Annotated in this window: 26 protein-coding genes, 1 tRNA gene and 1 pseudogene; 12 read left to right on the top strand and 16 right to left on the bottom strand. The window is 69.4% G+C overall.

From position 1 onward, the window contains the following. Positions 1-232: 232 nt before the first annotated feature. From NS334_RS14330 to NS334_RS14320, 3 genes are read right to left on the bottom strand one after another with little or no spacing between them, the layout of a single operon-like run. Positions 233-1660: a phospholipase D-like domain-containing protein gene (locus NS334_RS14330; protein WP_058756629.1), complete on the bottom strand. Its 1428-nt coding sequence runs from the start codon at positions 1658-1660 to the stop codon at positions 233-235. Then, a complete protein-coding gene (locus tag NS334_RS18320; protein ID WP_058756639.1) occupies positions 1657-1977 on the bottom strand; it encodes an ArsC/Spx/MgsR family protein in 321 nt (106 codons plus the stop codon). The genes NS334_RS14330 and NS334_RS18320 overlap by 4 nt, the downstream gene beginning before the upstream one ends. Further along, positions 1977-3329, bottom strand: a complete 1353-nt coding sequence (locus NS334_RS14320) for an ectonucleotide pyrophosphatase/phosphodiesterase (protein WP_058756628.1) — start codon at positions 3327-3329, stop codon at positions 1977-1979. Before NS334_RS14320 ends, NS334_RS18320 begins: the two co-directional genes overlap by 1 nt. A gap of 200 nt (positions 3330-3529) precedes the next feature. Between NS334_RS14320 and NS334_RS19300 the strand changes: the two genes are divergently transcribed. Continuing rightward, positions 3530-3655 (top strand): hypothetical protein, encoded by a 126-nt coding sequence (locus NS334_RS19300; RefSeq protein WP_275044690.1) that lies wholly within the window; start codon positions 3530-3532, stop codon positions 3653-3655. Positions 3656-3858: 203 nt separating this feature from the next. On the opposite strand, the gene ychF is transcribed toward NS334_RS19300, so the two are convergent. The 4 genes from ychF to rplK all read right to left on the bottom strand — a co-directional run bounded on the left by ychF (position 3859) and on the right by rplK (position 7736). Further along, positions 3859-4959, bottom strand: a complete 1101-nt coding sequence (ychF, locus tag NS334_RS14315; protein ID WP_058756627.1) for a redox-regulated ATPase YchF — start codon at positions 4957-4959, stop codon at positions 3859-3861. A gap of 64 nt (positions 4960-5023) precedes the next feature. Beyond that, the gene (locus tag NS334_RS14310; RefSeq protein WP_058756626.1) at positions 5024-6193 is read right to left on the bottom strand and encodes an alpha-hydroxy-acid oxidizing protein; all 1170 of its coding nucleotides are present in this window, start codon (positions 6191-6193) and stop codon (positions 5024-5026) included. Between the two features lie 414 nt (positions 6194-6607). Then, the gene (gene rplA / locus NS334_RS14305) at positions 6608-7300 is read right to left on the bottom strand and encodes a 50S ribosomal protein L1 (RefSeq protein WP_058756625.1); all 693 of its coding nucleotides are present in this window, start codon (positions 7298-7300) and stop codon (positions 6608-6610) included. 4 nt (positions 7301-7304) lie between these two features. Then, a complete protein-coding gene (gene rplK, locus NS334_RS14300; RefSeq protein ID WP_058756624.1) occupies positions 7305-7736 on the bottom strand; it encodes a 50S ribosomal protein L11 in 432 nt (143 codons plus the stop codon). 277 nt (positions 7737-8013) lie between these two features. Here rplK and NS334_RS14295 point away from each other — a divergent pair, with 277 nt between their 5' ends. Next, a complete protein-coding gene (locus NS334_RS14295) occupies positions 8014-8967 on the top strand; it encodes an AraC family transcriptional regulator (RefSeq protein WP_058756623.1) in 954 nt (317 codons plus the stop codon). A gap of 9 nt (positions 8968-8976) precedes the next feature. On the opposite strand, the gene nusG is transcribed toward NS334_RS14295, so the two are convergent. From nusG to NS334_RS14265, 6 genes are all read right to left on the bottom strand, one after another. Further along, positions 8977-9513, bottom strand: coding sequence for a transcription termination/antitermination protein NusG (nusG, locus tag NS334_RS14290; RefSeq protein ID WP_058756622.1), 537 nt, complete (start codon positions 9511-9513; stop codon positions 8977-8979). Positions 9514-9529: 16 nt separating this feature from the next. Beyond that, positions 9530-9727 (bottom strand): preprotein translocase subunit SecE, encoded by a 198-nt coding sequence (gene secE / locus NS334_RS14285; RefSeq protein ID WP_058756621.1) that lies wholly within the window; start codon positions 9725-9727, stop codon positions 9530-9532. Positions 9728-9999: 272 nt separating this feature from the next. Next, entirely contained in the window at positions 10000-10236 is a 237-nt protein-coding gene (locus NS334_RS14280; RefSeq protein WP_058756620.1) for a hypothetical protein, read from the bottom strand. Positions 10237-10349: 113 nt separating this feature from the next. Beyond that, a tRNA-Trp gene (locus NS334_RS14275) sits at positions 10350-10425 on the bottom strand. 70 nt (positions 10426-10495) lie between these two features. Continuing rightward, on the bottom strand, positions 10496-12820 hold the full coding sequence (locus NS334_RS14270) for a putative bifunctional diguanylate cyclase/phosphodiesterase (RefSeq protein ID WP_241491964.1): 2325 nt from the start codon (positions 12818-12820) through the stop codon (positions 10496-10498). Between the two features lie 281 nt (positions 12821-13101). Further along, positions 13102-14865: a fatty acyl-AMP ligase gene (locus NS334_RS14265; protein WP_058756618.1), complete on the bottom strand. Its 1764-nt coding sequence runs from the start codon at positions 14863-14865 to the stop codon at positions 13102-13104. A 118-nt stretch (positions 14866-14983) separates the two neighbouring features. On the opposite strand from NS334_RS14265, the gene NS334_RS14260 reads away from it, so the two are divergent. The 4 genes and pseudogenes from NS334_RS14260 to NS334_RS19370 all read left to right on the top strand — a co-directional run. Beyond that, the gene (locus tag NS334_RS14260; protein WP_058756638.1) at positions 14984-15514 is read left to right on the top strand and encodes a regulatory protein RecX; all 531 of its coding nucleotides are present in this window, start codon (positions 14984-14986) and stop codon (positions 15512-15514) included. 102 nt (positions 15515-15616) lie between these two features. Further along, the gene (locus NS334_RS14255) at positions 15617-16183 is read left to right on the top strand and encodes a cold shock domain-containing protein (protein WP_058756617.1); all 567 of its coding nucleotides are present in this window, start codon (positions 15617-15619) and stop codon (positions 16181-16183) included. Between the two features lie 70 nt (positions 16184-16253). Continuing rightward, positions 16254-16649 (top strand): NADH:ubiquinone oxidoreductase subunit NDUFA12, encoded by a 396-nt coding sequence (locus NS334_RS14250; RefSeq protein ID WP_058756637.1) that lies wholly within the window; start codon positions 16254-16256, stop codon positions 16647-16649. 224 nt (positions 16650-16873) lie between these two features. Continuing rightward, positions 16874-17107 (top strand): annotated as a pseudogene (locus NS334_RS19370) (DUF2155 domain-containing protein); the annotation flags it as partial. Positions 17108-17142: 35 nt separating this feature from the next. On the opposite strand, the gene aat reads toward NS334_RS19370, so the two are convergent. The 3 genes from aat to NS334_RS14230 form a co-directional block, all read right to left on the bottom strand. Beyond that, entirely contained in the window at positions 17143-17811 is a 669-nt protein-coding gene (gene aat / locus NS334_RS14240) for a leucyl/phenylalanyl-tRNA--protein transferase (RefSeq protein WP_058756636.1), read from the bottom strand. Between the two features lie 74 nt (positions 17812-17885). Further along, positions 17886-18593 carry a ParA family protein gene (locus NS334_RS14235; RefSeq protein ID WP_058756615.1) on the bottom strand — a complete coding sequence of 236 codons (708 nt, stop codon included), beginning with the start codon at positions 18591-18593 and terminating at the stop codon, positions 17886-17888. 135 nt (positions 18594-18728) lie between these two features. Further along, entirely contained in the window at positions 18729-19115 is a 387-nt protein-coding gene (locus tag NS334_RS14230) for a hypothetical protein (RefSeq protein WP_058756614.1), read from the bottom strand. Positions 19116-19269: 154 nt separating this feature from the next. Between NS334_RS14230 and NS334_RS14225 the strand changes: the two genes are divergently transcribed. The 6 genes from NS334_RS14225 to NS334_RS14200 all read left to right on the top strand — a co-directional run bounded on the left by NS334_RS14225 (position 19270) and on the right by NS334_RS14200 (position 24744). Then, positions 19270-20250, top strand: coding sequence for a cysteine synthase A (locus NS334_RS14225; RefSeq protein ID WP_058756613.1), 981 nt, complete (start codon positions 19270-19272; stop codon positions 20248-20250). Positions 20251-20297: 47 nt separating this feature from the next. After that, entirely contained in the window at positions 20298-20615 is a 318-nt protein-coding gene (locus NS334_RS14220; protein WP_058756612.1) for a hypothetical protein, read from the top strand. Positions 20616-20976: 361 nt separating this feature from the next. Continuing rightward, entirely contained in the window at positions 20977-21480 is a 504-nt protein-coding gene (locus tag NS334_RS14215) for a division/cell wall cluster transcriptional repressor MraZ (protein ID WP_058756635.1), read from the top strand. Beyond that, positions 21477-22418: a 16S rRNA (cytosine(1402)-N(4))-methyltransferase RsmH gene (rsmH, locus tag NS334_RS14210; RefSeq protein ID WP_058756611.1), complete on the top strand. Its 942-nt coding sequence runs from the start codon at positions 21477-21479 to the stop codon at positions 22416-22418. The genes NS334_RS14215 and rsmH overlap by 4 nt, the downstream gene beginning before the upstream one ends. Before the next feature lie 2 nt (positions 22419-22420). After that, positions 22421-23032 (top strand): hypothetical protein, encoded by a 612-nt coding sequence (locus NS334_RS14205; protein ID WP_058756610.1) that lies wholly within the window; start codon positions 22421-22423, stop codon positions 23030-23032. Continuing rightward, the gene (locus NS334_RS14200) at positions 23029-24744 is read left to right on the top strand and encodes a peptidoglycan D,D-transpeptidase FtsI family protein (protein WP_058756609.1); all 1716 of its coding nucleotides are present in this window, start codon (positions 23029-23031) and stop codon (positions 24742-24744) included. The genes NS334_RS14205 and NS334_RS14200 overlap by 4 nt, the downstream gene beginning before the upstream one ends.

Raw genomic sequence — 24744 nt, 5'->3', positions numbered from 1 at the left:
GCCCCTGCGGAGGCAGGGGCCTATCGCTGTGGCGTGTCTTGAGCGGTGGACACATAAGTGTCGGTGCGTGTGTCTGGTGGCTCGCGGGACGATGCAGACATGGGCCCCTGCCTGCGCAGGGGCGACGGCTGGTCCCGTGGGCGTCGTCGTAACGGAAGCTGTGACCTCGTGCGGCTCTTGCGGGGGCTTTCCCGCGCGAGATCCCGGCTTTCGCTGGGTGACGATCGAAGGGTTACTTCTTCCGGCGACGCCGCAGCCGCCGGAGCAGGCCGCGCTTCGTGAAGCTCTCGAACATTTCCGCCGGGCCTTCGGGGTCGAGGACCTCGTTGTCGGCGAGCCATTTCTCGACCTCGTTCAGGTCGTCGATCTCATAGGGGATCAGCGTGCGGCCGGCGCCGCGCAGCGCCTCGATCGTCGCGATCAGGCCGTCGCGCTCGATCCGCGTCGCCACCTCGCCCGCATCGGCATCCAGATGTTCGGCGAGCAGATCGGCGCGGATCGCGGCGATCGTCTCCGGCTCTTCGGTGATCGTCACGTCGCATTCGGTATCGAGGCGGAGCGAGCGGTTGTTGAAGTTGGACGAGCCGATGCGGACCGCGACATCGTCGATCACCGTCACCTTGGCATGGCAATAGATCGCCTCGCCGCCGCGCGTGACGGGGTGGTAGATGCGGAAACGCCCGCGATGGTCGCGACGGCGGAGTTCGGTCACCAGCCGCGCGCGCGCGGTGTCCATCGCGATCGGCTCCAGCCAGCCCTGCGCCGAGACGGGATTGATGACGACGATCTCGGGCGGGTCGTCCTCGACCAGCCGCTTCGCGATCGCCTCGGCGATGCGGCGCGAGGCGAAATACTGGCTTTCGGCATAGATGTGCCGCTTCGCACCCGCGATCAGCGCGAGGTACAGGCGCTCGATCTCCAGCACCTCTTCCTGCCCGTCATAGTCAGGCTGGCTGCGCGAGATCGCGACATCGACATCGGTGAAGCCGACCGCGAGTCCTTCGGGCCAGCAGGTGCCCTCGCGCGGCGGGGGCGGGGCGATCGGCGCGCCGCCCGCGATCTGCCAGCGGGTGCGGCACAGCTCGCCCAGCGCGGCGGCGACCGGGCCTTGCAGCGCCGTCGTCACGTCGTGCCACGGCTTGTACGCGCGGCCGGACGGCGAGCGGCGGTGCGGGTCGTCGTCGCGGTGGTCGCGCGTGTCCCAGCGCTCGTCGGTCATGTCGATCCCGCCGCAGAAGGCGAGGCAGTCGTCGATGACGACGATCTTCTGGTGCTGCGAGGCGGCGACGGGGTGATGGCCGTCGAGCTTCAGGTGGATGCGGCGCTGGCGGAAGCGCCAGTTGAGCAGCGTCCAGAGCGTCTTGCCACGCCCCAGCGTCTTCATCGCGCCCTTGTCCCAGCGCAGGATATGGACCTGCAATCCCGGCGTGCGCTTCACCAGCCAGGTGATGAAGGCGCCGACGTCGGCGGGCGCCTCCGGATGGTCGTCGTCCCAGGCGAGGCGGATGCGCGCGTCGAAGTCCCAGCCGACCAGCAGGATCTGGTGCTGCGCCCTGAGCATCGCCTGCCGGGCGGCGCGGAAATAGTCGTCGGCGTCGACGACGACCGAGGCGCGGGTGGCGGGTTCGACGCGCCAGCGGGTGTCGGCGGGGAGTTTCACAGCAACTCGCGCACCCGTTCGGGCGGGCGGGCGATCAGCGCGCCCGTGGCGGTTTCGACCCACGGACGCTCGATCGTCGCCGGGTCGCGCGCCATCAGGTCGAGCGCGGCATCGTCGTCCGCGACGGCCGGCGCATCCTTGCGGAGCGCGTCGCGCGGCGCGATCCCGGCCAGCGCGCAGAGCCGGGCGAGGTCGTCGCGCGTGGGCGGGGTCTTCAGATAGTCGACGACGGTCACGTCCGCGCCCGCGTCCTGGAGGAGTCCAAGTGCCTGACGCGACTTGGAACAGCGCGGGTTGTGGAGGATCGTCGCCTGCATCATCGTGCGTGTGGCACCGCCGATGCGCCGGGTCCAGCGGTTCCGCGCAGCACGCCACGGAACGGCCGGTCGGTGCCGTCGAGCCCCTGACCGGCGGGCAGGCCGAGCAGGTCGCGCAGCAGCGGGGCGACGTCGACATTGTCGAAGGTCGGCAGTCGCTTGCCCGATGCGAACGCCGGGCCGTTGGCGATGAACAAGGCGCGCATGTCGGGGGCGTCATTGTCGAAGCCGTGCGCGCCGTCGGATACCTGTTTGGTCGGGGCGGTCTTCGCGATCTCCCACGCGCCGCCGGGGCCGTCCTCGGCGAGGCAGAGGAAAGCGGGGACGCGCACGTTGCGGCCGTAATGGAAGCGTGCGGGGATCTCGCTCTTGCGCCAGCATTGCATGTGCGGGTGCGGGCGGAGCAGGGCGGCGGCGACCGCCGCGTCGCGGCCCGGCAGCGGCTCGAACGTGGCATAGGAGCCGGCCTCGACCACGCGCGCGTCGGTGGCGGGCAGGATCGTGTCGAGCGCGATCGTGCGGCGCGAATCGGTCGGGGCCATGCCATGATCGGCGACGATGACGAGGTTGGCGGGCTGACCCAGTGCCGCCAGTTCGCCGGTCAACCGGCCGATCGCGGCGTCGACCTCCGCGACCGCCTGCGTCGTGCGCGGGTCGGCGGGGCCATATTGGTGCCCGGCGGTGTCGACGGTGTCGAAATAGAGCGTCAGGAATCGCGGACGCGTGGCGGCGGGGCGACGCAGCCAGTCGATGATCGCATCGACGCGCTGGCGGTCGTCGACCGCCTCGCTGAATTGCTGCCAGTCGTGCGGGCGGGTGCCGCCGGTCGTGACGTGCGGCCAGGTGGAGGCGCGCGTGCCGCCCCAGGCAACGTTGGAGCCGGGCCAGAACATCGTCGCGGTGCGGATACCGGCGCGCTCCGCCGTCACCCAGATCGGCTCGGCGGTGTTCCACCAGAAGGGATCGTCGGTCGCCATCGTGAAGAGCTCGCCGGGACGGGCGGGGTCTTCCATGCTGTTGGCGGTGATGCCGTGTCGGTCGGGGACCAGCCCGGTGACGAGCGTCCAGTGATTCGGGAAGGTCTTCGACGGGAAGGACGGGCGCATCGCCGCCGACACGCCGGTGGCGGCGAGCCGCGACAGGTTGGGCGTGACGCCGCGATCGAGATAATCGGGGCGGAAGCCGTCGATCGAGACGAGGATCGTGACGGGGGCGCGGGTTTCCTGCGCGGTCGCGATCGAGGCGGTGGCGGGAGAGGTCGTGACGGGCGGCAGCGCGGATGGTGTGTGCGGATAGGCGCAGGCCGACAGGGTGGCCAGCAACGCGGCGAACAGCGGGAAACGGGATGACATGCGCGGCTCTTACGCCGACGATCTTGCAGAACAAAGACCCGTGGGAACGCGGGCGGGCAGGTGGCGGTTGGGGAAGGATGCGTGTCCTTCCGCTTGCCCTATGCGTCTCGCTTGCCGCCTGCGGGGGCGCGGGCGAGGATCGTCAGCCCGCGCCGCAGCCGACACCCACGGCTACCGCGCCCGCGCCCAGGACGCCGGTGATGCAGATCACCCCATTGCCGGGCGACGCCCCGCAATGGATGGAGCCACGCCCCGATCCGGGCGCGACGCTGCGCGCGCCCTATGACAGCGGGCTCGACCGGCCGGTGGTGGAGAAGCGGCGGTAGCGGGCGCGGTGCTAGCCGGGCGCGGGTGTGACAACTCGCCCCTGTGGGGCGTCATCCCGGCGCAGGCCGGGATCCATGGTGCCGCGAGAGCCGATGGTCCTGCCCATGCGGGGCGATGGACCCCGGCCTTCGCCGGGGTGACGATCGGGTGGGGATGCCGCCTCGCCCGCGCCGCGGCGACGGGATGAGGGACGCCGGGCCGCCTATACGTTGAAGCGGAAGAGCAGGACGTCGCCGTCGTGGACGACATATTCCTTGCCTTCCTGACGCAGCTTGCCCGCCTCGCGCGCGCCCGCCTCTCCGTTGCAGGCGACGTAATCGTCGAACGCGATCGTCTCGGCGCGGATGAAGCCGCGTTCGAAATCGGAGTGGATCGCGCCCGCCGCCTGCGGCGCCTTCGACCCGGCCTCGACCGTCCAGGCGCGCGCCTCTTTCGGACCGACCGTGAAGAAGGTCAGCAGGTGGAGCAGGTCGTAGCCGGCGCGGATCACGCGGGCGAGGCCGGTTTCCTCCAGCCCGAGCTCGGCGAGGAATTCGCCGCGATCCTCATGCGGCATGGTCGCGATATCGGCCTCGATCGCCGCCGACACGACGACCGCCTGCGCGCCCTCCGCCGCGGCCTTGTCGAACACCTTCCGCGACAGCGCGTTGCCGTTCGCGGCATCCTCCTCGTTGACGTTGCAGACGTAGAGGACCGGCTTGGCGGTCAGCAGTTGCGCCTGGTCGAGGACGCGCTTCTCCTCCGCGTCGTGCGCCTCGGTCAGCCGCGCGGGCTTGCCGTCGCGCAACAGGTCGAGCGCGCGGCCCAGCACCAAAGCGCCGAGTTTCGCCTCCTTGTCGCCCTGCTGCCCCTTCTTGGCGAGGTTGGGAACGCGCTTTTCGAGGCTTTCGAGGTCGGAGAGCATCAGCTCGGTCTCGACCGTTTCGGCATCCGCGATCGGATCGACGCGGTTGTCGACATGCTGGATGTCGTCATTCTCGAAACAGCGCAGGACGTGAACGATCGCGTCCACCTCGCGGATGTTGCCGAGGAACTGGTTGCCGAGCCCCTCGCCCTTGCTGGCGCCGCGCACCAGCCCGGCGATGTCGACGAAGCCGAGCTGCGTTTCGATGATCTTCGCCGATCCGGCGATCCCCGCCAGCTTCGCCAGGCGCGGATCGGGGACGCCGACATTGCCGACGTTCGGCTCGATCGTGCAGAACGGATAGTTCGCCGCCTGCGCCGCGGCCGTCTCGGTCAGCGCGTTGAAGAGGGTGGACTTGCCGACGTTGGGCAGGCCCACGATGCCGCAGCGGAAACCCATTGAGGAAAACCTGTCTGATAGGGAAAGCGCGCCCCATAATGCAGGGCCGCCCGGAACGCCAGTGTCAGCGGTCGGTGCGCCGCGCGCCCGCCTCGCGCACCGCCGCCAGCGTCGGCCAGCCATCGACCGCCATCAGCAGGTCGGCCTCCGCCAGCAGGCATTTGAGGACGTGCGCGCAACCGTCCGCGCCGCCCAGCGCCAGCCCGTAGCAATAGGGCCTGCCCACGCCGACCAGATCGGCGCCGAGCGCGACCGCCTTGATGACGTCGGTGCCGGACCGGATGCCGCTGTCGAACAGCACCGGCACGCGCCCCGCGACCACCGCCGCGATGTCGGGCAACAGGTCGATCGCCGCGATGCCGCCGTTCGCCTGACGCCCGCCGTGGTTGGAGACGTAGATGCCGTCCGCCCCGGCATCGATCGCGCGGCGCGCGTCGTCGGGATGGCAGATGCCCTTCAGCACGATCGGCAGCGACGTGAGCGAGCGCAGCCACGGCAGGTCGGCCCACGTCAGCACGCGCCCGAAGGTCGCCGCCCAGGTCATGATCGCGGCCTGCGCATCCTGCTCGGGCGGTTGCGGCAGGAGCGCGCGGAACGCCGGGTCGGTGAAGTAATTGGCGAGGACGTGGCCGCGCAGCTGCGGGAAGTTGCCGGTGTTGAGGTCGCGCGGCCGCCAGCCCGTGACCCAGGTATCGAGCGTGACGACGATCGCGGCATAGCCCGCCGCCTCCGCACGGGCGACAAGGCTGGCGGCGACATCCGGGTCGCGCGGCGTGTAGAGCTGGAACAGCGCGGGCGTGTCGCCGCACGCCGCGCGCACGTCTTCGAGCGGATCGTTGGCGAGTGTCGAGGCGCACAAGGGAACGCCCGTCGCGGCGGCGGCGCGGGCGGCGGCGAGATCGCCGTGCCCGTCGTCGGTGCAGATGCCGTTGACCCCGATCGGCGCCATGAACAGCGGCGAGGGCAGGGCGCGGCCGAACAGGCTGGTGGACAGGTCACGCCGGGCGGTGTCGACCATCATGCGCGGTGTCAGGCCCCAGTGGCCGAAGGCGGCGGCATTGGCGTCCTGCGTCGCTTCATCGCCGCATCCGCCCTGCACGTAATCGCGCACGGACGCGGGCCAGTGCGCCGCCGCGCGCGCGCGCAGCGTCGCGTGGTCGACCGGCCATTCGGGGACGACCCCCGACAGGCCCGCGAGATAGATCGCGTTCTGATAGTCGCCGTATTGCGGCATGGTCCTCTCCGGTTGCGGCGGAGAGTGGCGGGGTTCGAGGGGCTTGTCGACGGGATTGCGGCGGGGCGAGGGAGTGGGGTGTCCCTCTGGAGGCGAGGGTCTGTCGTTGTGTCGTCATTCGGGGACGATGACACACGGTCGTCGCCCGCGTGTCGTTCGGCGGGCTGGAGGATACAGCCATGGGCCCCTGCCTGTGCGGGGGCGATGGGTGGTGTGGACCCGGGGGTGTCGCAGGACGGGCAGCTTCTTTCTGCGGCCGACATGAAAAAGCCGAGGCGCGCGGGGCGGCCTCGGCTTTTCGTCTCTGGCGCGGGACCGGAGTGAATCCGGTCCCTGTCGTCGGACGTGACCCGTTCGGGTCACGTCGGCCGGGCGCGGGCGTCTCGCGGATAGCCTTGGCTATCCGCGTGCGCCTTACGCGCCGGCCACTTCCGCGACGTCGACCTTGATGCCGGCGCCCATCGTCGAGCTGACGGCGACCTTGCGGACATACTTGCCCTTGGCGCCCGACGGCTTGGCCTTCACCACCGCGTCGACCAATGCGTCGAAGTTGCGGCGCAGGTCTTCCTGCGAGAACGACGCCTTGCCGATGCCCGAGTGGATGATGCCCGCCTTCTCGACGCGATATTCGACCTGACCGCCCTTGGCCGCCTTGACGGCTTCCGCGACGTTCATCGTCACCGTGCCCAGCTTCGGGTTCGGCATCAGGCCCTTCGGACCCAGCACCTTGCCGAGGCGACCGACGACGCCCATCATGTCCGGGGTTGCGATGCAGCGGTCGAAGTCGATCGTGCCGCCCTGGATCGTCTCCATCAGGTCTTCCGCACCGACGACGTCCGCGCCGGCGGCGCGCGCCTCGTCAGCCTTCGCGCCGCGCGCGAACACGCCGACGCGCACCGTCTTGCCGGTGCCGGCCGGCAGCGTGACGACGCCGCGCACCATCTGGTCGGCGTGACGCGGATCGACGCCGAGGTTCAGCGCGACTTCGATCGTCTCGTCGAACTTCGAGGTCGCCCCCGACTTCGCCAGCGCGATCGCCTCGTCGACGCCGTGCAGCTTCTCACGATCGATCGTGACGGCCTTCTGCTTCTTGGTCAGCTTCGCCATGATCTCAGCCCTCCACCACTTCGAGGCCCATCGCGCGGGCCGAGCCTTCGATGATCTTGGTCGCCGCCTCGATGTCGTTGGCGTTCAGATCCTTCATCTTCGTCTGCGCGATCTCGGCCAGCTGCGAGCGCTTGATCTTGCCCGCGGACACCTTGCCCGGCTCCTTCGAGCCCGACTTCAGGTTCGCCGCCTTCTTGATGAGGAAGGTCGCCGGCGGCGTCTTCGTCACGAACGAGAAGCTGCGGTCGGCATAGACGGTGATGACGGTGGGGAGGGGCGCGCCCTTCTCCATCTCGCCGGTCTGCGCGTTGAACGCTTTGCAGAATTCCATGATGTTCACGCCGCGCTGACCCAGCGCCGGGCCGATCGGCGGCGACGGGTTCGCAGAGCCGGCGGGCACCTGCAGCTTGATATAGCCGGTAATCTTCTTTGCCATCTATCTCACTCTGTTACGGGACGCGTGCCGGTGAGGGCGCGCATCCGGTTCAAGTCTAGCGGTCCACCCGGGCACCGCCGTGGCGATACCCTCCCGCATGTTCCGATCGTGTGCGATGGAAGCGTGCGCCGTTAGCGGATCGCCGCGCATCTGGCAATGGGCGACGGCGCGCGCGGACTTGCAAGAAAATACAACCGGATCGGAGCATTTTTTTCGCTACCACCGCGTGCGACCGCGCATCCGCATTGCCGACGACGAAAATTAACCTTAGCCCATCATGATGACAGGGCTGATTTCGCGCACCGGTGCTTCGCTGGACGGCCTGCCGTTATCGCTGAGTCGGACGCCCAGCGATGCGCTGGATCCGTTCGTCGCGCGGTTCTTCGTGACGATCATCGACCGACCCGCCGACGCCGTGCTCGAAGACTTCCTGTTCCACGAGAGCGCCTATATCCGCGTGCCGCTGGTCGGTGTGTGGGAGACGCTGATCGACGGGCAGTGGGTCGGTTACGAGGGGCCGATGCTGTTCGGCGCGCAGCAGCGGCGCTTCCCGGTGCGCTGCGTCGGGCCGATCGTCGCGGCGGGGTTCGCGATCCGCCCCGGCGGCTGGTTCGCCTTCTGCGACCAGCCCGCCGACGTGATGGCGGACCGGCTGCTCCCGATCGGCGGTGAATGGGGAGAGGCGCTGCGCTGGGCGACCGCCGATCCCTATGATCCCGCCCAGACGTTCGACCGCATGGCAACGGTGGTGCGCGACCGGCTGATCATCCATCCGGTCGTTCCCGACCCCGTCAGCGCGGCGTTCGAGCGTATCGCGCGGATCGATCCGACGCGCCCCGTGACCGCGATCGCGGCGGAGTTCGGCATGTCGGGACGGCGGCTCGACCGCGTGGTGCGGAGCCATTTCGGGCATCTGCCCAAGACGGTGATGCGTCGCAGCCGCTTTCTGGACATGGCGGCGGTGATGCGCGGACTGGCGGTGCCGAGCGCCGACGAACTGGCGGAGCTGCGCTTCTACGACGCGTCGCACCTGAACCGCGAGTTCCGCGAGTTCGTCGGCATGACGCCGGCACAGTTCCGGCGCACGCAGACGATGTTGCTGACCCCCAGCCTGGAGGTGCGGCAGCAGCGCAAGCGCGTCGACCTGGCTCCGCATGTTCCGGCGCCGTGGCGGGAAGACCCGGCGCCCGACCATCGGCCGGCCGCGCCGCCCGGGTCGGACGGCGCGTAACGCCCGCGCCTACTTGCTGCGCTCGACCTGTTCGAAGTCCAGCTCGACCGGCGTGGCGCGGCCGAAGATGCTGACCGAAACCTTGACCTTCGACTTGTCGAAGTCGAGTTCCTCGACCGTGCCGTTGAAGCTGGCGAACGGACCTTCCAGCACCTTGACCGCGTCGCCGATCTCGTAATCGACCTTGATCTTGGTCTTCGGCGCGGCGGCGGCCTCTTCCTTGGAATTCAGCATCCGCGCCGCCTCCGCATCCGAGATCGGCTGCGGCTTGCCCGACGAGCCGAGGAAGCCCGTCACCTTCGGCGTGTTCTTCACCAGGTGATAGACGTCATCGTTCATCGCCAGCTTGGCGAGGACGTAGCCGGGCATGAACTTGCGCTCTACCGCGATCTTCTTGCCGCGGCGGGCCTCGGTGACCGTCTCGGTCGGCACCTCGATCTGTTCGACCAGTTGCTCGAGGCCCATGCGGGTCGCCTCGGCCATGATCGAATCGCGGACCTTGCCCTCGAAGCCCGAGTAGGCGTGGATGATGTACCAGCGCGCCATCGTCTGAATTCCGTCCTTACTGCGCCAGGCTCAGCAACGCCTTCACCACGGCGTTGAAGATCGAATCGACCGAGAGGAAGAACAGCGCGAGCACCGTGGTCATGATCACGACCATCACCCCGGTCATCAGGGTCTCGCGCCCGGTCGGCCATACCACCTTGGCGGTTTCGGTCCGCACCTGTCGGATGAATTCGAGCGGGGTCGTCTTCGCCACGTATCAGCGCCCTTGTTGAGCCTAGCAGAAATGTCCCGGCATGGGCCGGCTGCCGCGTCCCCGGATCGTACCGGGAAGCGGTGGCAAGCCGTCCGCGCTGTCGGATGTGTCGATCGACATAGGATCGTGACCGATAAAAGGCAAGCGGCGCGGCGGCGGCGTCGGGCGCGCGGGGTGCCCCACCGCGGGGGCGGCCACGAAAAAGGGGCCGGACGCCATCGCCCGGCCCCTCGATCCGATCATGCGCCGACGACGCGGCGCATGGACAGCGATCAGTTGCTGTCGGAGTCGTTGCTGTCGTTCACGATCGCGATGACGCCGATCGCGGCGATGCCGGCGGCGATGATCGCGGCGAAGATGCCGGCACCGGCCAGCTCGCTCTTCTTGGCGGTCGCGGTCGCGGCGCGCGCGTTGGACACCGACAGGCTGGCGGCCGGGTTGCTGGTGGCGGCGAGCGCCGGGGTGGCGATGAGGCTGAGCGCGGCGGCGCCGGCGAGGATCGAACGCATGTGAGAACTCCCTTGGACTGGATTAACCCGGATCGCCCTATGGCGGCGATCTTAACAACAAGCAAGTTGTCGCTTGGGTCCGTGCGTTAGAAAGGATGTCCGGATGTCGGATATGGCAGGAGTGGAGGGACTCGAACCCACGGCCCTCGGTTTTGGAGACCGATGCTCTACCAACTGAGCTACACTCCTGTGCGGGCGCTGCTGTTGAACATATCCGGGGCGTTCGTCAAGCGATTGCTGGCGCCGCCCCCGGATTGATTCAGGCGGCGCGTGTCTGCTGGTGCCGCTGGGTCAGCGCGCGTGCCTCCTCAACGGGGAGCGGGCGGCCGAAATAATAGCCCTGGATGCTGCGGCAGCCCAGTTCCTGCACCATCCGCAATTCCGCCTCCGTCTCCACGCCCTCGGCGGTGGTGGTCATGTTCAGGCTGTCCGCCATCGCCACCACGGCGCGGATGATCGCGATCGCTTCCGCACGACCCGTCGCGGCGGTCTGCACGAAGCTGCGATCGATCTTGATCGAGGAGAAGCGGGTCGAGCTGAGATAGCCGAGCGAGGAATAGCCGGTGCCGAAATCGTCGAGGCTGAGCCCGACGCCCAGCGCGAGAATGTCGCCGAGCACCCGTACCGCGCCCGTGCCCTCGCGCAGGAAGACGCTTTCGGTCACTTCCAGCTCCAGCCGCTGCGGCGACAGCCCGCTGTCCGACAGCGCCTCCGCCACGACGGTCACGAATTGCGGGTTGTGGAGCTGTTCGGGGGAGACGTTGACCGCGACGTGCACGCCGCCGGGCCATGACGCCGCCTCGGCGCAGGCGGTGCGGACCACCCATGCGCCGATCTCGGCGATCAGCCGTGCCTCCTCGGCGATCGGGATGAATTTGACGGGGGAGATCAGCCCGAAGGCGGGGTGCCGCCACCGGAGCAGCGCCTCGAAGCCGCGCAAGGTGCCGCTGCGTGCGTCAACGACCGGCTGATAATCCAGGTACAGTTCCTGATTCTCCAGCGCCTTGCGCAGCGCCATTTCGAGCACGCGGCGCTCCTCCGCTTCGACGTGGAGCTGCGGTTCGTAGGCGTGGAAGACGCCGCCGCCCTGGTCCTTCGAGCGATAGAGGGCGAGATCGGCGGAGCGGATCAGCGTTTCCGCGCTGCGCCCGTCGCGCGGCGACACCGCGACGCCGACCGACGCCCCGATGTAGAGCGTATGCTGATCGACCTCGTAGGGGCGCGAAAGGATGTCGATGATCGTATGCGCCAGCCGTTCGACATGCGCGGGATCGGTCGCATCGCGGACGACCACCGCGAATTCGTCACCGCCCAGGCGCCCGACGAGTTCGTTGTCGGTGACCAGGCTGGCGAGCCGCTCCGACACCTTGCCGAGCAGCCGGTCGCCGACCGGGTGGCCGAGCGTGTCGTTGACCGCCTTGAAGCGATCGAGATCGATCATCATGAAGCCGCAGCGCGAGCGCCATTGTTCGGCCTGCGCCAGCGCCCGCGTCAGTTCCTCGTTCACGTACAGGCGGTTGGGCAGGCCGGTGAGCGTGTCGAACCGCGCCATGCGTGCGATCTTGTCGGCGGAGGCGCGCTGTTCGGTGATGTCGGAGCCGACGCCGCGGAAGCCGCCGAAATGGCCGTCGGCATCGCGGCGGGGCGAGGCGGCGATCTGCCACCAGCGCCGCTCCCCACGGACCGTGATCGGCAGTTCGAGGTCGCGGACGCTCTCACGATGTTTCAGCATGGTCGCCAGTTCGCGCAGCACCGGCGCGACCTGGCCGCTTTCCCATCCGTCTCCGGCCAGTACCTCCAGCAGCGGACGCCCGGCGATCCCGGCCTGATCCGTGCCGCAGGCGGCGGCGAAGCGTGCGCTGGGGTTGACGATCCGGCGCGAGGCGTCGGTTTCCCACAACCAGTGCGCGGAGGTCTCGTCGAAGTCGCGCAAGAGCAGCCCGACCGTCTCGTCGCCCTCGGCCAGCGCGACGTCGGCGGCATGGAGCATCGCCAGCGCGCGTGCGCGGTCGACGGTCGCGACCCCGAGCAAAGCGGCGAACAGAAGGTCGGCGATCGCGCCGACCGGATTGCCGGCCACCAGCATCGCCAGCGCCCCCGCCGCCGACACCAGCCCGACGAAGGTGACGGCGGCCATCGGCAAGGACACCAGTGCCAGCGTCGCCGCCGCCATCAGGACCGCCACGACGATATGCAGCGCCAACGCGGTGGTCACGTCGATATCGTGCGCGAAGGCGAGCGGCACCACGCTCCAGACCACGCCGAGCGCGAGCGCCTCAAGGGTGGGGTGGCGCACGTCGGCCAGTCCGGCATAGCCGCCGGGACGGTCGGGGGTGCGCAGCCGATACGTCGTCGTCCTGACCGCCACACCCGCCAGCGCCGCCGCCCACGGGGCAAGCCAGATCGCGCGAACGTGGTTGGCCAGCAGCATGACCGCGATCGCGGCGGCGATCAGGTTCGCCGCGAGCAGCAGCAGCGCGCGTTCCCGCGCGGCGAGCAACTGGACCGCGCGGATGCGCGCCCAGAGATCGGGATCGTCACCGTCACGCAACCCGATCAGGGCGCGCAGCGGAACGTGCGGCAATGGGGAGGCAGGCTGTCGGTTCACCCTGCCGGTATAGACACGGGCTGGTTGACGAACCGTTGCCCCGGCAAGCGGGCGCCGCGCGGGTGGCGGATTTTTGCCGGTCGTTTCGGCGCCGTAGTGACCCGCGCGTGATGCGCCAAGCGACTGTTCGGATGCGCTATTTCGCCTGGGGCGGACGCGCGCTGGTCAGCCGGTGCGACGACGCGTGTTGCCGGTTCAGCCCGCGCGACCGGGTGTCGGGTGAATCCGCCGGCACCCGATCGATTATTCCCGGCGGCTCAGGCGGCGAGATCGTAGGGCTTGATCTCGCCGGCCAGATAGAGGTTGCGCGCCTTGGCGCGGCTGAGCTTGCCCGAGCTGGTGCGCGGCAGCGTGCGCGGCGGGATCAGCTCGACGACGCAATTCATGCCCGTCACCGAGCGCACGCGGTCGCGGATCTCGTCGCGCAGGCGGACGCGCTCCGATTCGTCGGAGCTGCGGCACTGGACCAGCACCGCCGGGGTCTCCTCGCCGCCCGGCGTCGTGATCGCGAAGGCGGCGATATCGCCCGCCTTGAAGCCGGGAAGCTGCTCGACCGCCCATTCGATATCCTGCGGCCAGTGGTTGCGGCCGTTGATGATGATCATGTCCTTGGCACGGCCGACGATGAAGATGTAGCCGTCCGACATGTAGCCCATGTCACCGGTGTCGAGCCAACCATCGACGAGGCAGGCGTCGGTCGAGGCCTGATCGCGGAAATAGCCGACCATGACGCTGGGGCCGCGGCACCACACCTTGCCGATTGCGCCGTCAGGCAACGGCGTGCCGTCCTCCTCGCGCACCTGAATTTCCATGTCGCGCACCGGCTTGCCGCAATTGACGATCGCGCGGTAGCGCTGCGGCCGGTCCTCGCCGTGGTGCATTCCCGACAGCTCGGTTTCCTCGACCAGTTCGACGCGGATGCCTTCGCCGACCGGCATCAGCGAGACGGCCAGCGTCGCCTCGGCCAGGCCGTAGCTGGGCAGGAAGGCGGTCGCCTGGAAGCCCGCATCCGCGAAGGCATCGACGAACGCCTGCATCACGTCCGGGCGGATCATGTCCGCGCCGTTGCCGGCCACCCGCCAGCGCGACAGGTCGAAGCGGTCCTGCGCCTTGGTCTGCGACGAGATGCGGCGCGCGCAGATGTCATAGCCGAAGGTCGGCGAATAGCTGAGCGAGGTGCCCTCGTTACGGCTGATGAGGTCGAGCCACGACAGCGGACGGCGGGCGAAATCCTCGGTCTTCAGATAATCGGTCGACACCTGATTGGCGAGCGGCGACAGGAAGCAGCCGACCAGCCCCATGTCGTGGTACCAGGGCAGCCACGAAATGCAGCGATCGGTTTCGGCGATCTGCATCCCGTGCGCGTGCGCAGCGAGATTGCTGAGCAGCGCGCGGTGCGTCACCGCGACGCCGTGCGGGAAGCGCGTCGAGCCGCTGGAATATTGCAGGTAGCAGACGTCGTCGGTGTCGGTCGCCGGCAGCGGCGCCTCCGGGGCGGGGCGTGTCGCGAACTCGGTCCAGTCCACGCCCGCGACCCCGGCGGCCTCGGCGGCGGCGCCGGCCATCTGCGCCAGCTCGGCCGGATAGATCAGCAGGCGCGGGTCGCAGCTGGCGAGTTGCACCCGCAATTGGTCGATATAGGAATCGCGGCCGCCGAACGAGGTCGGCAGCGGCAGCGGCACCGGCCATGCGCCGGCCAGCACGGTGCCGAAGAACAATGCGGCGAATTCGGCGCTCGTCTCCGCGACCAGTGCGACGCGGTCGTGCGGCTGCACCCCGGCGGCGATCAGCCGCAGCGCGGCGGTGCGGGCATCGTCGCGCAGCTCGGCGAAGGGATAGCCGCGCACCAGCGTGCCGCGCGCGTCATGGAAGTTGAGCCCGCGCACGCCCGAGGCGGCGTAATCCAGCGCCTCGCCCAGCGTCGCGAAGTCGGAGAACCGTCGCGGCAGGCGGTCGGCGGTCGGGGTGGCCGTCGGCGCATCCGTCGCGGTGGCGGTCATCGGGGCGGGGTCGATCGTCATCCTGCGTTCCTGTCGCACCTGTCACGCAGGCGCAATGGTTGATCGGCAAAATAGCGGTTTGCCGGATGTGTTAAAATTTCCTCGCCAGAATCCACGGTCAGTGTGGCACAATCAAGGCGTGCCCGATCCTAGCCCCGCCCGGCGCGCTCCGCCGCCGCTCGACGCCGCCGCGCTGGAGCGGCTGGCGCTGCGCTATGTCGAGCGGTTCGCCACCTCGCGCGGGAAGCTGGCGCAGTATCTGGCGCGCAAGATCCGCGAGCGCGGATGGGACGGCCCGCCCGCCGACCCGCAGGCGATGGCGCAGCGGATGGCGGATGCCGGCTATGTCGACGATCGCGGCTTTGCCGAGATGAAGGGCGCGGCGCTGGCGCGGCGCGGCTATGGCGCGCGGCGGGTGGCGGAGACGTTGCGCGCGGCCGGCGTAACGGCGGAGGACGGCGCGGCGGCGGTGGCGGAGGCGCGGGCGGCGGCGCTGGACAGCGCGCTGAAACTGGCGCGGCGCAAACGGATCGGACCGTTCGCGACCGCGCCTGCGGAGCCGCGCGAACGCGAGCGTCATTTGGCCGCGCTGTTGCGCGCCGGGCACGATTCGGCAACCGCGCGGCGGGTGGTGGCATGCGCGCCGGGCGAAATTCCCGACCCGGACTGATCGATAGTTGCTTGATTTAGGGCATGGTGCGGTGCACCGATGTTAACGGTAGCTGAAGGCAGGGGGGCAACAGGCGACGTGCGAGAGGAGCCGTTCGCACCGATGGACAGCGGGACGGGCCCCGGCGATCGCGCCGGGGCCGGCCCCGACGCGTCGATGCCGGTCGAAATGACGGGCGTGCTCAAATGGTTCGATGCCACGCGCGGTTTCGGCTTCGTCGTGTCCGACGACACCGGCATGGGGGATGTGCTGCTCCATTTCAGCGTGTTGCAGGCGTTCGGTCGCCGCACCCTGCCGGAAGGGACCCGCGTGCGCGGGCGCGCGATGTTGAGCGCGCGCGGCTGGCAGGCGGTCGAGATCGAGGCGCTGGATCTCGCCACCGTGGTCGATACCGTCCGCGATCGCGACCGCGCGCGGCTGGACCCCGACCTGGCCGCCGACGATCCGTCGATCGCCGGCGAGTGGGAGGAGGTGACCGTCAAATGGTTCAATCGGATCAAGGGCTATGGCTTCCTGGTCGCGCTGGCGCGTCCCGGCGACATCTTCGTCCACATGGAAACGCTGCGCCGGGCCGGGATCGCCGATGTCGAGCCGGAGCAGCGGCTGCGCGCGCGGATCGTGCCCGGGCGCAAGGGGCCGCTGGCGGTGGGCATCGCCGCCCCGGAATGACGGTCGCCGCGCGATCCGCGTCACATCGCCATTGAACGCACGCGCGCTGGCGGGTAAGCGCACCGTCACGATGGGCATCAATCTCAACCCCTTCACCTGGTGGAACGGCGCAAGCTGGGGCACCGTCCTGTACGGCCTGCGCGGCAAGCGGCAGGTGGGCGAGGATTCGCTGGGCAACACCTATTGGGAAGGGGGCCGCGATACCGCCGGCAACCCGCGCCGCTGGGTGATCTACGACGGCTCCAACGATGTCAGCCGCGTCCCGCCGGAGTGGTTCAGCTGGCTGCATCGCCAGGTGGACGGCGTGCCGACCGAGGTATTGCCCCCGCCGCGCCGCTGGGAAAAGCCCGCCGTGCCCAACATGACCGGCACCGCCTTCGCCTATCGCCCGCAAGGCGCGCTGGAGAAGGGCGGACAGCGCGCCGCCGCGACCGGTGATTACGAGGCGTGGAGCCCCGACGCGTGAACCGACCGCTCGCGATCGGCGGGCTGGTTCTGGTGGCGGCAGCGGGAGTGACCTGGGCGGGTGTCGGCCTGCTCCGTGACCGTCCCGTGCCCGCCGCCGACGCCCCGATCGCGAACGCGCCGCTGCCCGAGGTCGCAGGCGGTGCGCCGGCCCCGCGCCCGTTGGCCAGCGACGAGGTGAGTGTCGACGGCCAGGACGGTCCGGTCGACGCCGGATCGACCCCGATGGCGCAGCGCGTCGCGGTCATCGGGCTGCTCAACAAGCGCAACGGCGTCACGCGCGACATCACGCTGAAGCCCGGACAGGCGGTGCGGATCGACAATGCGATCGTCCGGCTGCGCGCCTGCGAACGGACCGCGCCGTGGGAGCCGGAAACGCTGACCGGCGCCTTCGTGCAACTGGACGTGCGCGGGACCGATACCGGCTGGCGGCGGGTGTTCTCGGGATGGCTCTACAAGGAGCGGCCGTCGCTGAACGTCGTCGTCCACCCCGTTTACGACGTATGGCCCAGAAGCTGTACGATGGCCTTTCCAGGCACCGCGCCGTCCGCGCCGGCGGCGGCGTCGAGCGCGAAGAAGTCGCCGGCATTCGGCGGCGGCGCGGCCGTGCCGGCCCCCGAGGAGCCGGCGGCGGACGAGCCGGTCGAGGAAAGCGCGGCGCCCAGCAACGCCATGTAATCGGCGCGGTCGATCTCGCGCGCGCCCAGCGAGGCGAGGTGGTCGGTCATGAACTGACAGTCGAGCAGCGTGAAGCCACCCGCCGCCAGTCGCGCGACGAGCGTGGCGATCGCGACCTTCGACGCGTTCGTCGCGCGGCTGACCATGCTTTCCCCGAAGAAGGCGCGCCCGATCGCCAGGCCGTAGAGCCCGCCGACCAGCCGCTCCCCGTCCCAGCATTCGACCGAATGCGCGAGGCCGAGCGCGTGCAGGCGCAGGAAGGATCGCTCGATCGTCGCGTTGATCCAGGTGTCCGGGCGATCGTCCGCCGCCTCGGCGCACAAGGCGATGATCTGCGCGAACGCCCGGTCGGCGGTGACGCGGAAGCGATCGGCGGCGATGACGCGGCGCAGCGAGCGTGAGAGATGGAAGGTGTCGAGGGGCAGGATCGCGCGGCGGCGCGGCTCGACCCAATAGATGTCGGTGGCGTCACGGCTGTCCGCCATCGGGAAGACGCCGACCGAATAGGCGCCCAGCAGCAGGGCGGGGTCCAGCGTGCCGGCGGCGGGTTCCTCGCGGCTCAAGAGCGCCGTTGCTCGATCGTCCGCCACAAGGTCGCGAAAGCGGCGGCGGCCGGGCTGCGCGGGGCGGACACGCCGACCGGCACGCGTTGCGCGGTCGCATTCTCCACGGCGCTGGCCATCGGGATCACCGGCCAGTCGGGATGGCGCGCGACCGCCTCGACATGCAGGGCGCGACGGCGATCGACCATCATGTGCACCGGCAGCATCGGCACCTGTCCGCCGAACTCGCGGTCCAGCGTCGCGAACGCCTGTTGCGAAAAGGCGGACGGCACGACCGGCACCACCAGCAGATCGGCGGCGCGCACCACCTGATCGGCGGTCTCCGTCAGTCCCGGTGGGCAATCCAGCACCACCGTCTCATGATCGCCCAACTCACCGATCAGCTTGCGCAGCCGGCGCTTCTTGTCGAGTTCGCGCAAAAGATGGTTGAGATCGCGCAGCGAGGCGTCGGCGGGCAGCAGGTCGAGCCGGTCGAACGCGGTCGGGGTGACGAGCCTGGCGGGCGCGACCCCGCGCGAGAACAGCGCTCCCGCGCGGTCGTGCGCCTTGCCGTTGCCGAGCATCCAGCTTGACGAGGCTTGCGGATCGAGGTCCCAGAGCAGGGTGCGGCGCGCCGACAGTGTCGCCGCGCACCAGGCGAGGTTAACCGCGAGCGTCGTTTTTCCGACGCCTCCCTTCACGCTGTAGACCGCGATCGTCGTCATGCCGCGAAGGTTACGGTCCCGCGATGACCGGGGCAAGACAATGATCCATGTCAGCCACGCATTCGCGACCAATGTCGCGGGGTGGGGCACGGGCGAATGCCGGCCGCGCGCGCGGCGCGGCCGGTGCAATCGCGATTACGAGTGGCAGACGATCTCGGGCTTGCCCGGCCGGGTCAGCTTGATCTCGCCGGTGTTGCCGGTCATCTTCCAGCCGCCTTCGGCGGTCAGCGGGTCGCCGGCGTTCGCGGCCTTCAGCATCGTCGCCGCGCCGCCCTTTTCGGTGCGGACCACCGCCTGCTTGTCGCCATCGAAGAAGGTGACATAGGCGAGGCTCTGGTCCTTGCAGCGCATCGTCTTGTCGGCCTTGATCGCGGGCGGCAGTTCGACGGGCGCGGCATTGGCGAGCGTCGAGGCCATCGGATCCGGATTGTTGTCGATTACCTGCGGCTTGGCAGGCTCGGAATTGCAGGCCGACAGCGCCAGGAGCGCCGCGGCGAGCGAGAGGGGAAGGAGCTTCTGCATAGGGCCCCGCGCTTCGCCGATGGGGGATGGGTCGTCAAGGCCGCTGTTGTTGCGACGCATCAATAATGCGATCATTGGATCGCCAAGGAGAGGAGTGGGCATAGGATAGTTTCGCTCGCTTGCGTCCGCGCGTCCGCATCCGCATCTGGGAACGATGCAGACTACCCCCGATACCCTGGCCCTGATCGGCAACACTCCGCTCGTCCGGCTGAAAGGGCCGAGCGAGGCGACCGGTTGCGATATCTTCGGCAAATGCGAGTTCGCCAATCCGGGCGCGAGCGTGAAGGATCGCGCCGCGCTGTCGATCGTCGAGGATGCCGAGGCGCGCGGGCTGCTCCACGCCGGCGGGACGATCGTCGAGGGGACGGCCGGCAACACCGGCATCGGGCTGGCGCTGGTCGCCAACGCCAAAGGCTACCGCACGATCATCGTGATGCCCGACACCCAGTCCAAGGAGAAGATGGACACGCTGCGCGCGCTGGGCGCGGAGCTGGTGACGGTGCCCGCCGCGCCTTATTCCTCGCCCTGCCATTTCGTCCACACCTCCCGCCGGATCGCGGAGGAGACGCCGGGCGCGATCTGGGCCAACCAGTTCGACAATATCGCGAACCGGCGCGCGCACGTGACCGGCACCGCCGAGGAGATCTGGCGGCAGATGGACCGGCGGATCGACGGCTTCACCTGCGCGGCGGGGACCGGCGGAACGCTGGCGGGTGTCGGCATGGGGCTGAAGGCGCATGACCCGAACGTGTGCATCGCGCTCAGCGACCCGCATGGTGCGGCGCTGTACGCTTATTATGCGTGCGGCGAGCTGCGCGCGGAAGGGTCGTCGGTGGCCGAGGGGATCGGGCAGGGGCGGATCACCGCGAATCTCGAGGGGGCGCCGATCGACACGCAGTTCCGCATCGCGGACCAGGAGGGTTTCGACTGGACCGAGCGGCTGCTGATCGAAGAGGGGCTGTGCCTGGGCCTGTCGTCGGGGATCAACGTCGCGGGTGCGGTGCGGCTGGCGCGGCATCTGGGCCCGGGCAAGCGGATCGCGACGATCCTGTGCGATACCGGTTTCCGGTATCTCTCCACCCTGTACGACCCGCAATGGCTGGCGGCGAAGGGGTTGGTCCGGCACGCGCGTTAACGTTTGATCGACAGCCGTGCGACGATCGGATAGGATCGCGCGGCACGATGAAGGTTTACCGCACAGACAAGGCCGCGGCCGAGCGCCAGCAGGCGGAGCAGACGCGTCAGCGCGTCCGCGTCGGCATGATCGGGCTGGCGGCGGTCGTGCTGCTGATCGGACTGGCCAGCGCGATCTTCTCCTCGGTCAACCAGGAGCAGCCGGTGGCGGTCGCCGGATCCGCGCAGCCCGAGGTCGTCGCCAACATGAGCGCGCCCGGCGCCGCGCCCTCCGCGACTCCGACCAACGAGCCGCTGGCGGAAATGGGCGTGACCCCCGGCGCCGCGAACACGCCTGCCCCGGCCGCGACGAGCGGTACGCAGTGAATGTCGTTGTGCGACCGTGGTTTACGGTCGCGCGTCTCCGTTCGGCACGGCGCCGGGGAGATTCGGGGAAAACCTGCCTCACGCCGGAAAATCACGGGTTTCGACGGACGATTTCGCCCGCTTTCGCCGCGCAGGGCAGCGGGCGTGCGCCGCCGTGTCGATGGATTCCTGCCAATTTTTCGATAGGTGGCGGCTGATCCCCGGCTTTCCCCGAATTTCCCTTCTCATCCCCGTTTAACCCTGTTACGTAATGCCCACGACATTGGGGGCAGGACCACTGTTGTTTGCTGGCAGCAACGTCGGCGTGCGGTGATGGCCGTGCGACGGGCAGGAGGTCGTGCGCTCCGGGTGCGAGGTGGGCGTGAGCGACAGGGTGGATTATCAGGGAAAGGGGCTTGGTCTTGTCGACGACAAGGGCCGGGTCGCGATTCCCAACACCCTGCGCGCGACGTTGGCGAAGAACGCGCCGCGTGACGACGGCAAGGACGGCGGCACGGTCATCATCGCCCCGCACCCCGAGCACCGCTGCCTGATCGCCTATGACCCCGGGTTCGTCGGGGTGTGGAAGGCCAAGCTGGAGGCGCTGGACGCCGCGCAATTCGCGACCAGCGGCCGCGTCGATTACAACATCCTCGACCGCGCGGGCGGGGCGGAGCCGTTGCCGTTCGACGGTTCGGGCCGCTTCATCATGCCGACCTTCGAGCGCCGCTATGCCCGGATCCAGGGCGCGGCGGTGTTCCTGGGCGCGTTCAACTGGATCACGATCTGGGCCCCGCACGTCCTGATCGAGACGCCGGGCATCGATCCGTTCCTGAAGGAATACGTCGAATTCACCTGTGAAGACAAAGGGATCGCGCTGTCGTGAGCGGTCCCGGCGTCCCCCACATTCCCGTCCTGCTGAACGAGGTCGTCGACGCGCTCGCCCCCGCCCCCGGCGAGCGCCATGTCGATGCGACTTTCGGTGCCGGCGGCTACACCCGCGCCATCCTTGCCACCGGCGCGGCGGTGATCGCGTTCGATCGCGACCCGGATGCGATCGCCAATGGCCGCGCGCTGGAGGCGGAGGCCGACCTGACGCTCGTGCCCGCGACCTTCTCGACGATGATCGCCGAGCTGGAGGCGTTGGATGCGGTGCCGGTCGACGGCGTGACGATGGATATCGGCGTGTCATCGATGCAGCTCGACCAGGCCGAGCGCGGCTTTTCGTTCCAGTCGGACGGGCCGCTCGACATGCGGATGAGCCAGGACGGCATGTCCGCCGCCGATTTCCTGAACGACGCCGACGAAGAGGTGATCGCCGACGTCCTGTACCAGTATGGCGAGGAGCCCAAGTCGCGGCGGATCGCGCGCGCGGTGGTCGCCGCCCGCCCGCTGACCACCACCGCGCAGTTCGCGAACGTCGTGCGCAAGGCGCTGGGCCATCGGCCGCACGACAAGAAGGACCCGGCGACGCGCGCGTTCCAGGCGGTGCGCATCCACGTCAACGGCGAGCTGGACGAGCTGGAGCGCGGGCTGGAAGCGGCGGAGCGTGTGCTGAAGCCGGGCGGCCGGCTGGCGATCGTCACCTTCCACTCGCTGGAGGATCGGATCGTGAAGCGGTTTCTGCGCGACCGTTCCGGCGCGACGCCGGGCGGGTCGCGGCACATGCCGGTCAGTGCGCCGACGCGCGCGCCGACCTTCGAATTGACCGCCCGCGCGATCCGCGCGGGCGAAGCGGAGCTGGCCGCGAACCCGCGCGCCCGCTCCGCCACACTTCGCACTGCCCGGCGTACCGGGGCGGCACCTTGGGGTATGGAGGCGTAACGATGGCGGCGATCTATCGGTTGAAGGGGCTGGGGTGGCTGACCGGAGTCGCCTTCGTGGCGATCGGTTTCTATCTGGTGTCGTCGCAGGTCGCGGCCGAGCGCAAGCGGCTGGAGCAGGTCGACCGGCGCATCGCCGGCGCCGAGCGCGACATCCGCGCGCTGGAGACCGAGTTCGACGTGCGCGCCAACCTGGCGCAGCTCGAGCGGTGGAACGGCAACACGCTGGCGCTGACCGTGCCGACCGCGCAGCAGTTCGTCCGCGACGAGGCGGCGCTGGCCGCGTTGTCGCCGCGTGACGGCATGCCGCTGCCGGGCAAGGACGTGCCGGTGCAGACCGCACAGCTGATCGTCCCCGCCGCCCCGGTCGTCGCCGCCCCCGCCGTCGTTCCTGCCACCGCGACCGCCGCCGTCGGCGCCGCACCGGTGGTGAAGGTGGCCGCCGTGCAGGTCGCCGCCGCCGCCCCGGTCACCGTGACGAAGGTCGCCGCCCGCGCGGTCGCGGCCCCGGTGAAGGCCGCCAAGGTCGCGATGCTCGACCGCGGGCTGCTGAGCGAGAACACGCTGGGCGACCTGCTGAGCGGCGCGCGCGCGGAGCGGAGCCGCCTGCGGTGACCACGCTGGTCGCTCGTCCGCTCCGCGCCGGCCGCTCGGGTGACCAGCGCCAGCAGTTACTGGCGACGCAACATCTTCGCCTGATGATGCTGATGCTGCTGTTCGCGGCCGGGGTACTCATCGTGATCGGCCGGCTGGCGATGCTGGGCATCATGGCGGGCGGCGAGCGCACCAACACGCCGACGATGATCGCGCCGCGCGGCGATATCGTCGACCGCAACGGCGCACCGCTGGCGCGCACGATCGACGCCTGGACGATCGGCGTCCATCCGAAGAAGCTGTTGGGCGATCCGATGCGGATCGCGGGCAAGCTGGCCGAACTGATGCCCGACAAGGGCGATCAGGCATGGTTCTATGCGCAGATCACCAAGCCGGTCAGCTTCACCTATCTGAACCGCCGCGCCAGCCCCGGACTGATCGAGGCGGTGAACGCGATCGGCGAACCGGGCATCGTGTTCGAGCGCGAGACGCAGCGCCTGTATCCGCAATCGACGCTGGCGGCGCACGTGCTGGGCTTCATCAGCGGCGGGCGCGGAATGAGCGGGATCGAGCGCGCGCTGGACGACCGGTTGACCAATCCGGCGACGATGAACCAGCCGGTCACGCTGTCGATCGACACGCGCGTGCAGGCGGCGATGGAAAGCGAGCTGGGTCGCGCGATGACCACCTTCTCCGCGCGCGGCGGCGGCGGGATCGTGCTGGACGCGCATACCGGCGAGGTGATCGCGATGGTCTCGCTGCCGACCTTCAATCCCAACCGCGTCGGCATGGCGGGCAGCGAGCAGTTGCGCAACATCACCACGCAAAGCGTGTTCGAGCTGGGTTCCACCTTCAAGCCGATCACGATGGCGGCGGCGATCGACAATGGCGTGGTCACGTCGATGGAGCGCCGCTTCGACGCGACGCATCCGTTGCAGGTCGGGCGTTTCACCATCCACGACGAACGCGGCGATCCGAAGCGCTGGCTGAACATGGCCGAGACGCTGATCTATTCGTCCAACGTCGCGACCGCGCGCGTCGCTGACGAGGTCGGGCCGGAGCGGATGCAGGCGATGTTCCGCAAGCTGGGCTTCGATACGCGTCCCGATATCGAAGTCCGTGAGAAGGGCCGGCCGCTGTGGCCGACGTTCTGGGCGCGGACCACGACGATGACCACCGCCTATGGCCATGGTATCGCGGTGACGCCGCTGCATCTGGCCAATGCCTATGCCGCGCTGGTGAACGGGGGCACGTGGCGCCCGGCGACGCTGCTGAAGGTGCAGCCGGGGCACGAAGTGGCCGGGCGGCGCGTCATCAGCGAGGCGACGAGCGCGCGGATGCGCCAGATGCTGCGGCTGATCGTGCTGCGCGGCACGGGGCGCAAGGGCGATGCGCCCGGCTATCGCGTCGGCGGCAAGACCGGCACCGCCGAGGCGGCGGTGGCGGGCGGATACGACCGATCGCGCAACGTCGCCACCTTCGCGGCCGCTTTCCCGATGGATGCGCCGCGCTATGTCGTCGTCGCGATGCTCGACTCGCCCTTGGGTACGAAGGAGACATTCGGGTGGAAGACCGCTGCCTGGAACGCCGCGCCGGTCGTCGGCCGCACGATCGCCCGCGTCGGCAACATCCTGGGCGTCGTGCCCGACGATCATCGCGACGTGGATGTCTCCGACATCGTGCCGACCTTGTGGGAGGATCCCGATCGCGCGCCCAAGAGCGGCGGGCAGTGA

Origin of the sequence: Sphingomonas endophytica (assembly GCF_001476895.1) — a bacterium.
GTDB lineage: Bacteria > Pseudomonadota > Alphaproteobacteria > Sphingomonadales > Sphingomonadaceae > Sphingomonas > Sphingomonas endophytica_A.
Note: the sequence above shows the minus strand (reverse complement) of the source record. Positions and strands in the feature narration are given on the sequence as shown.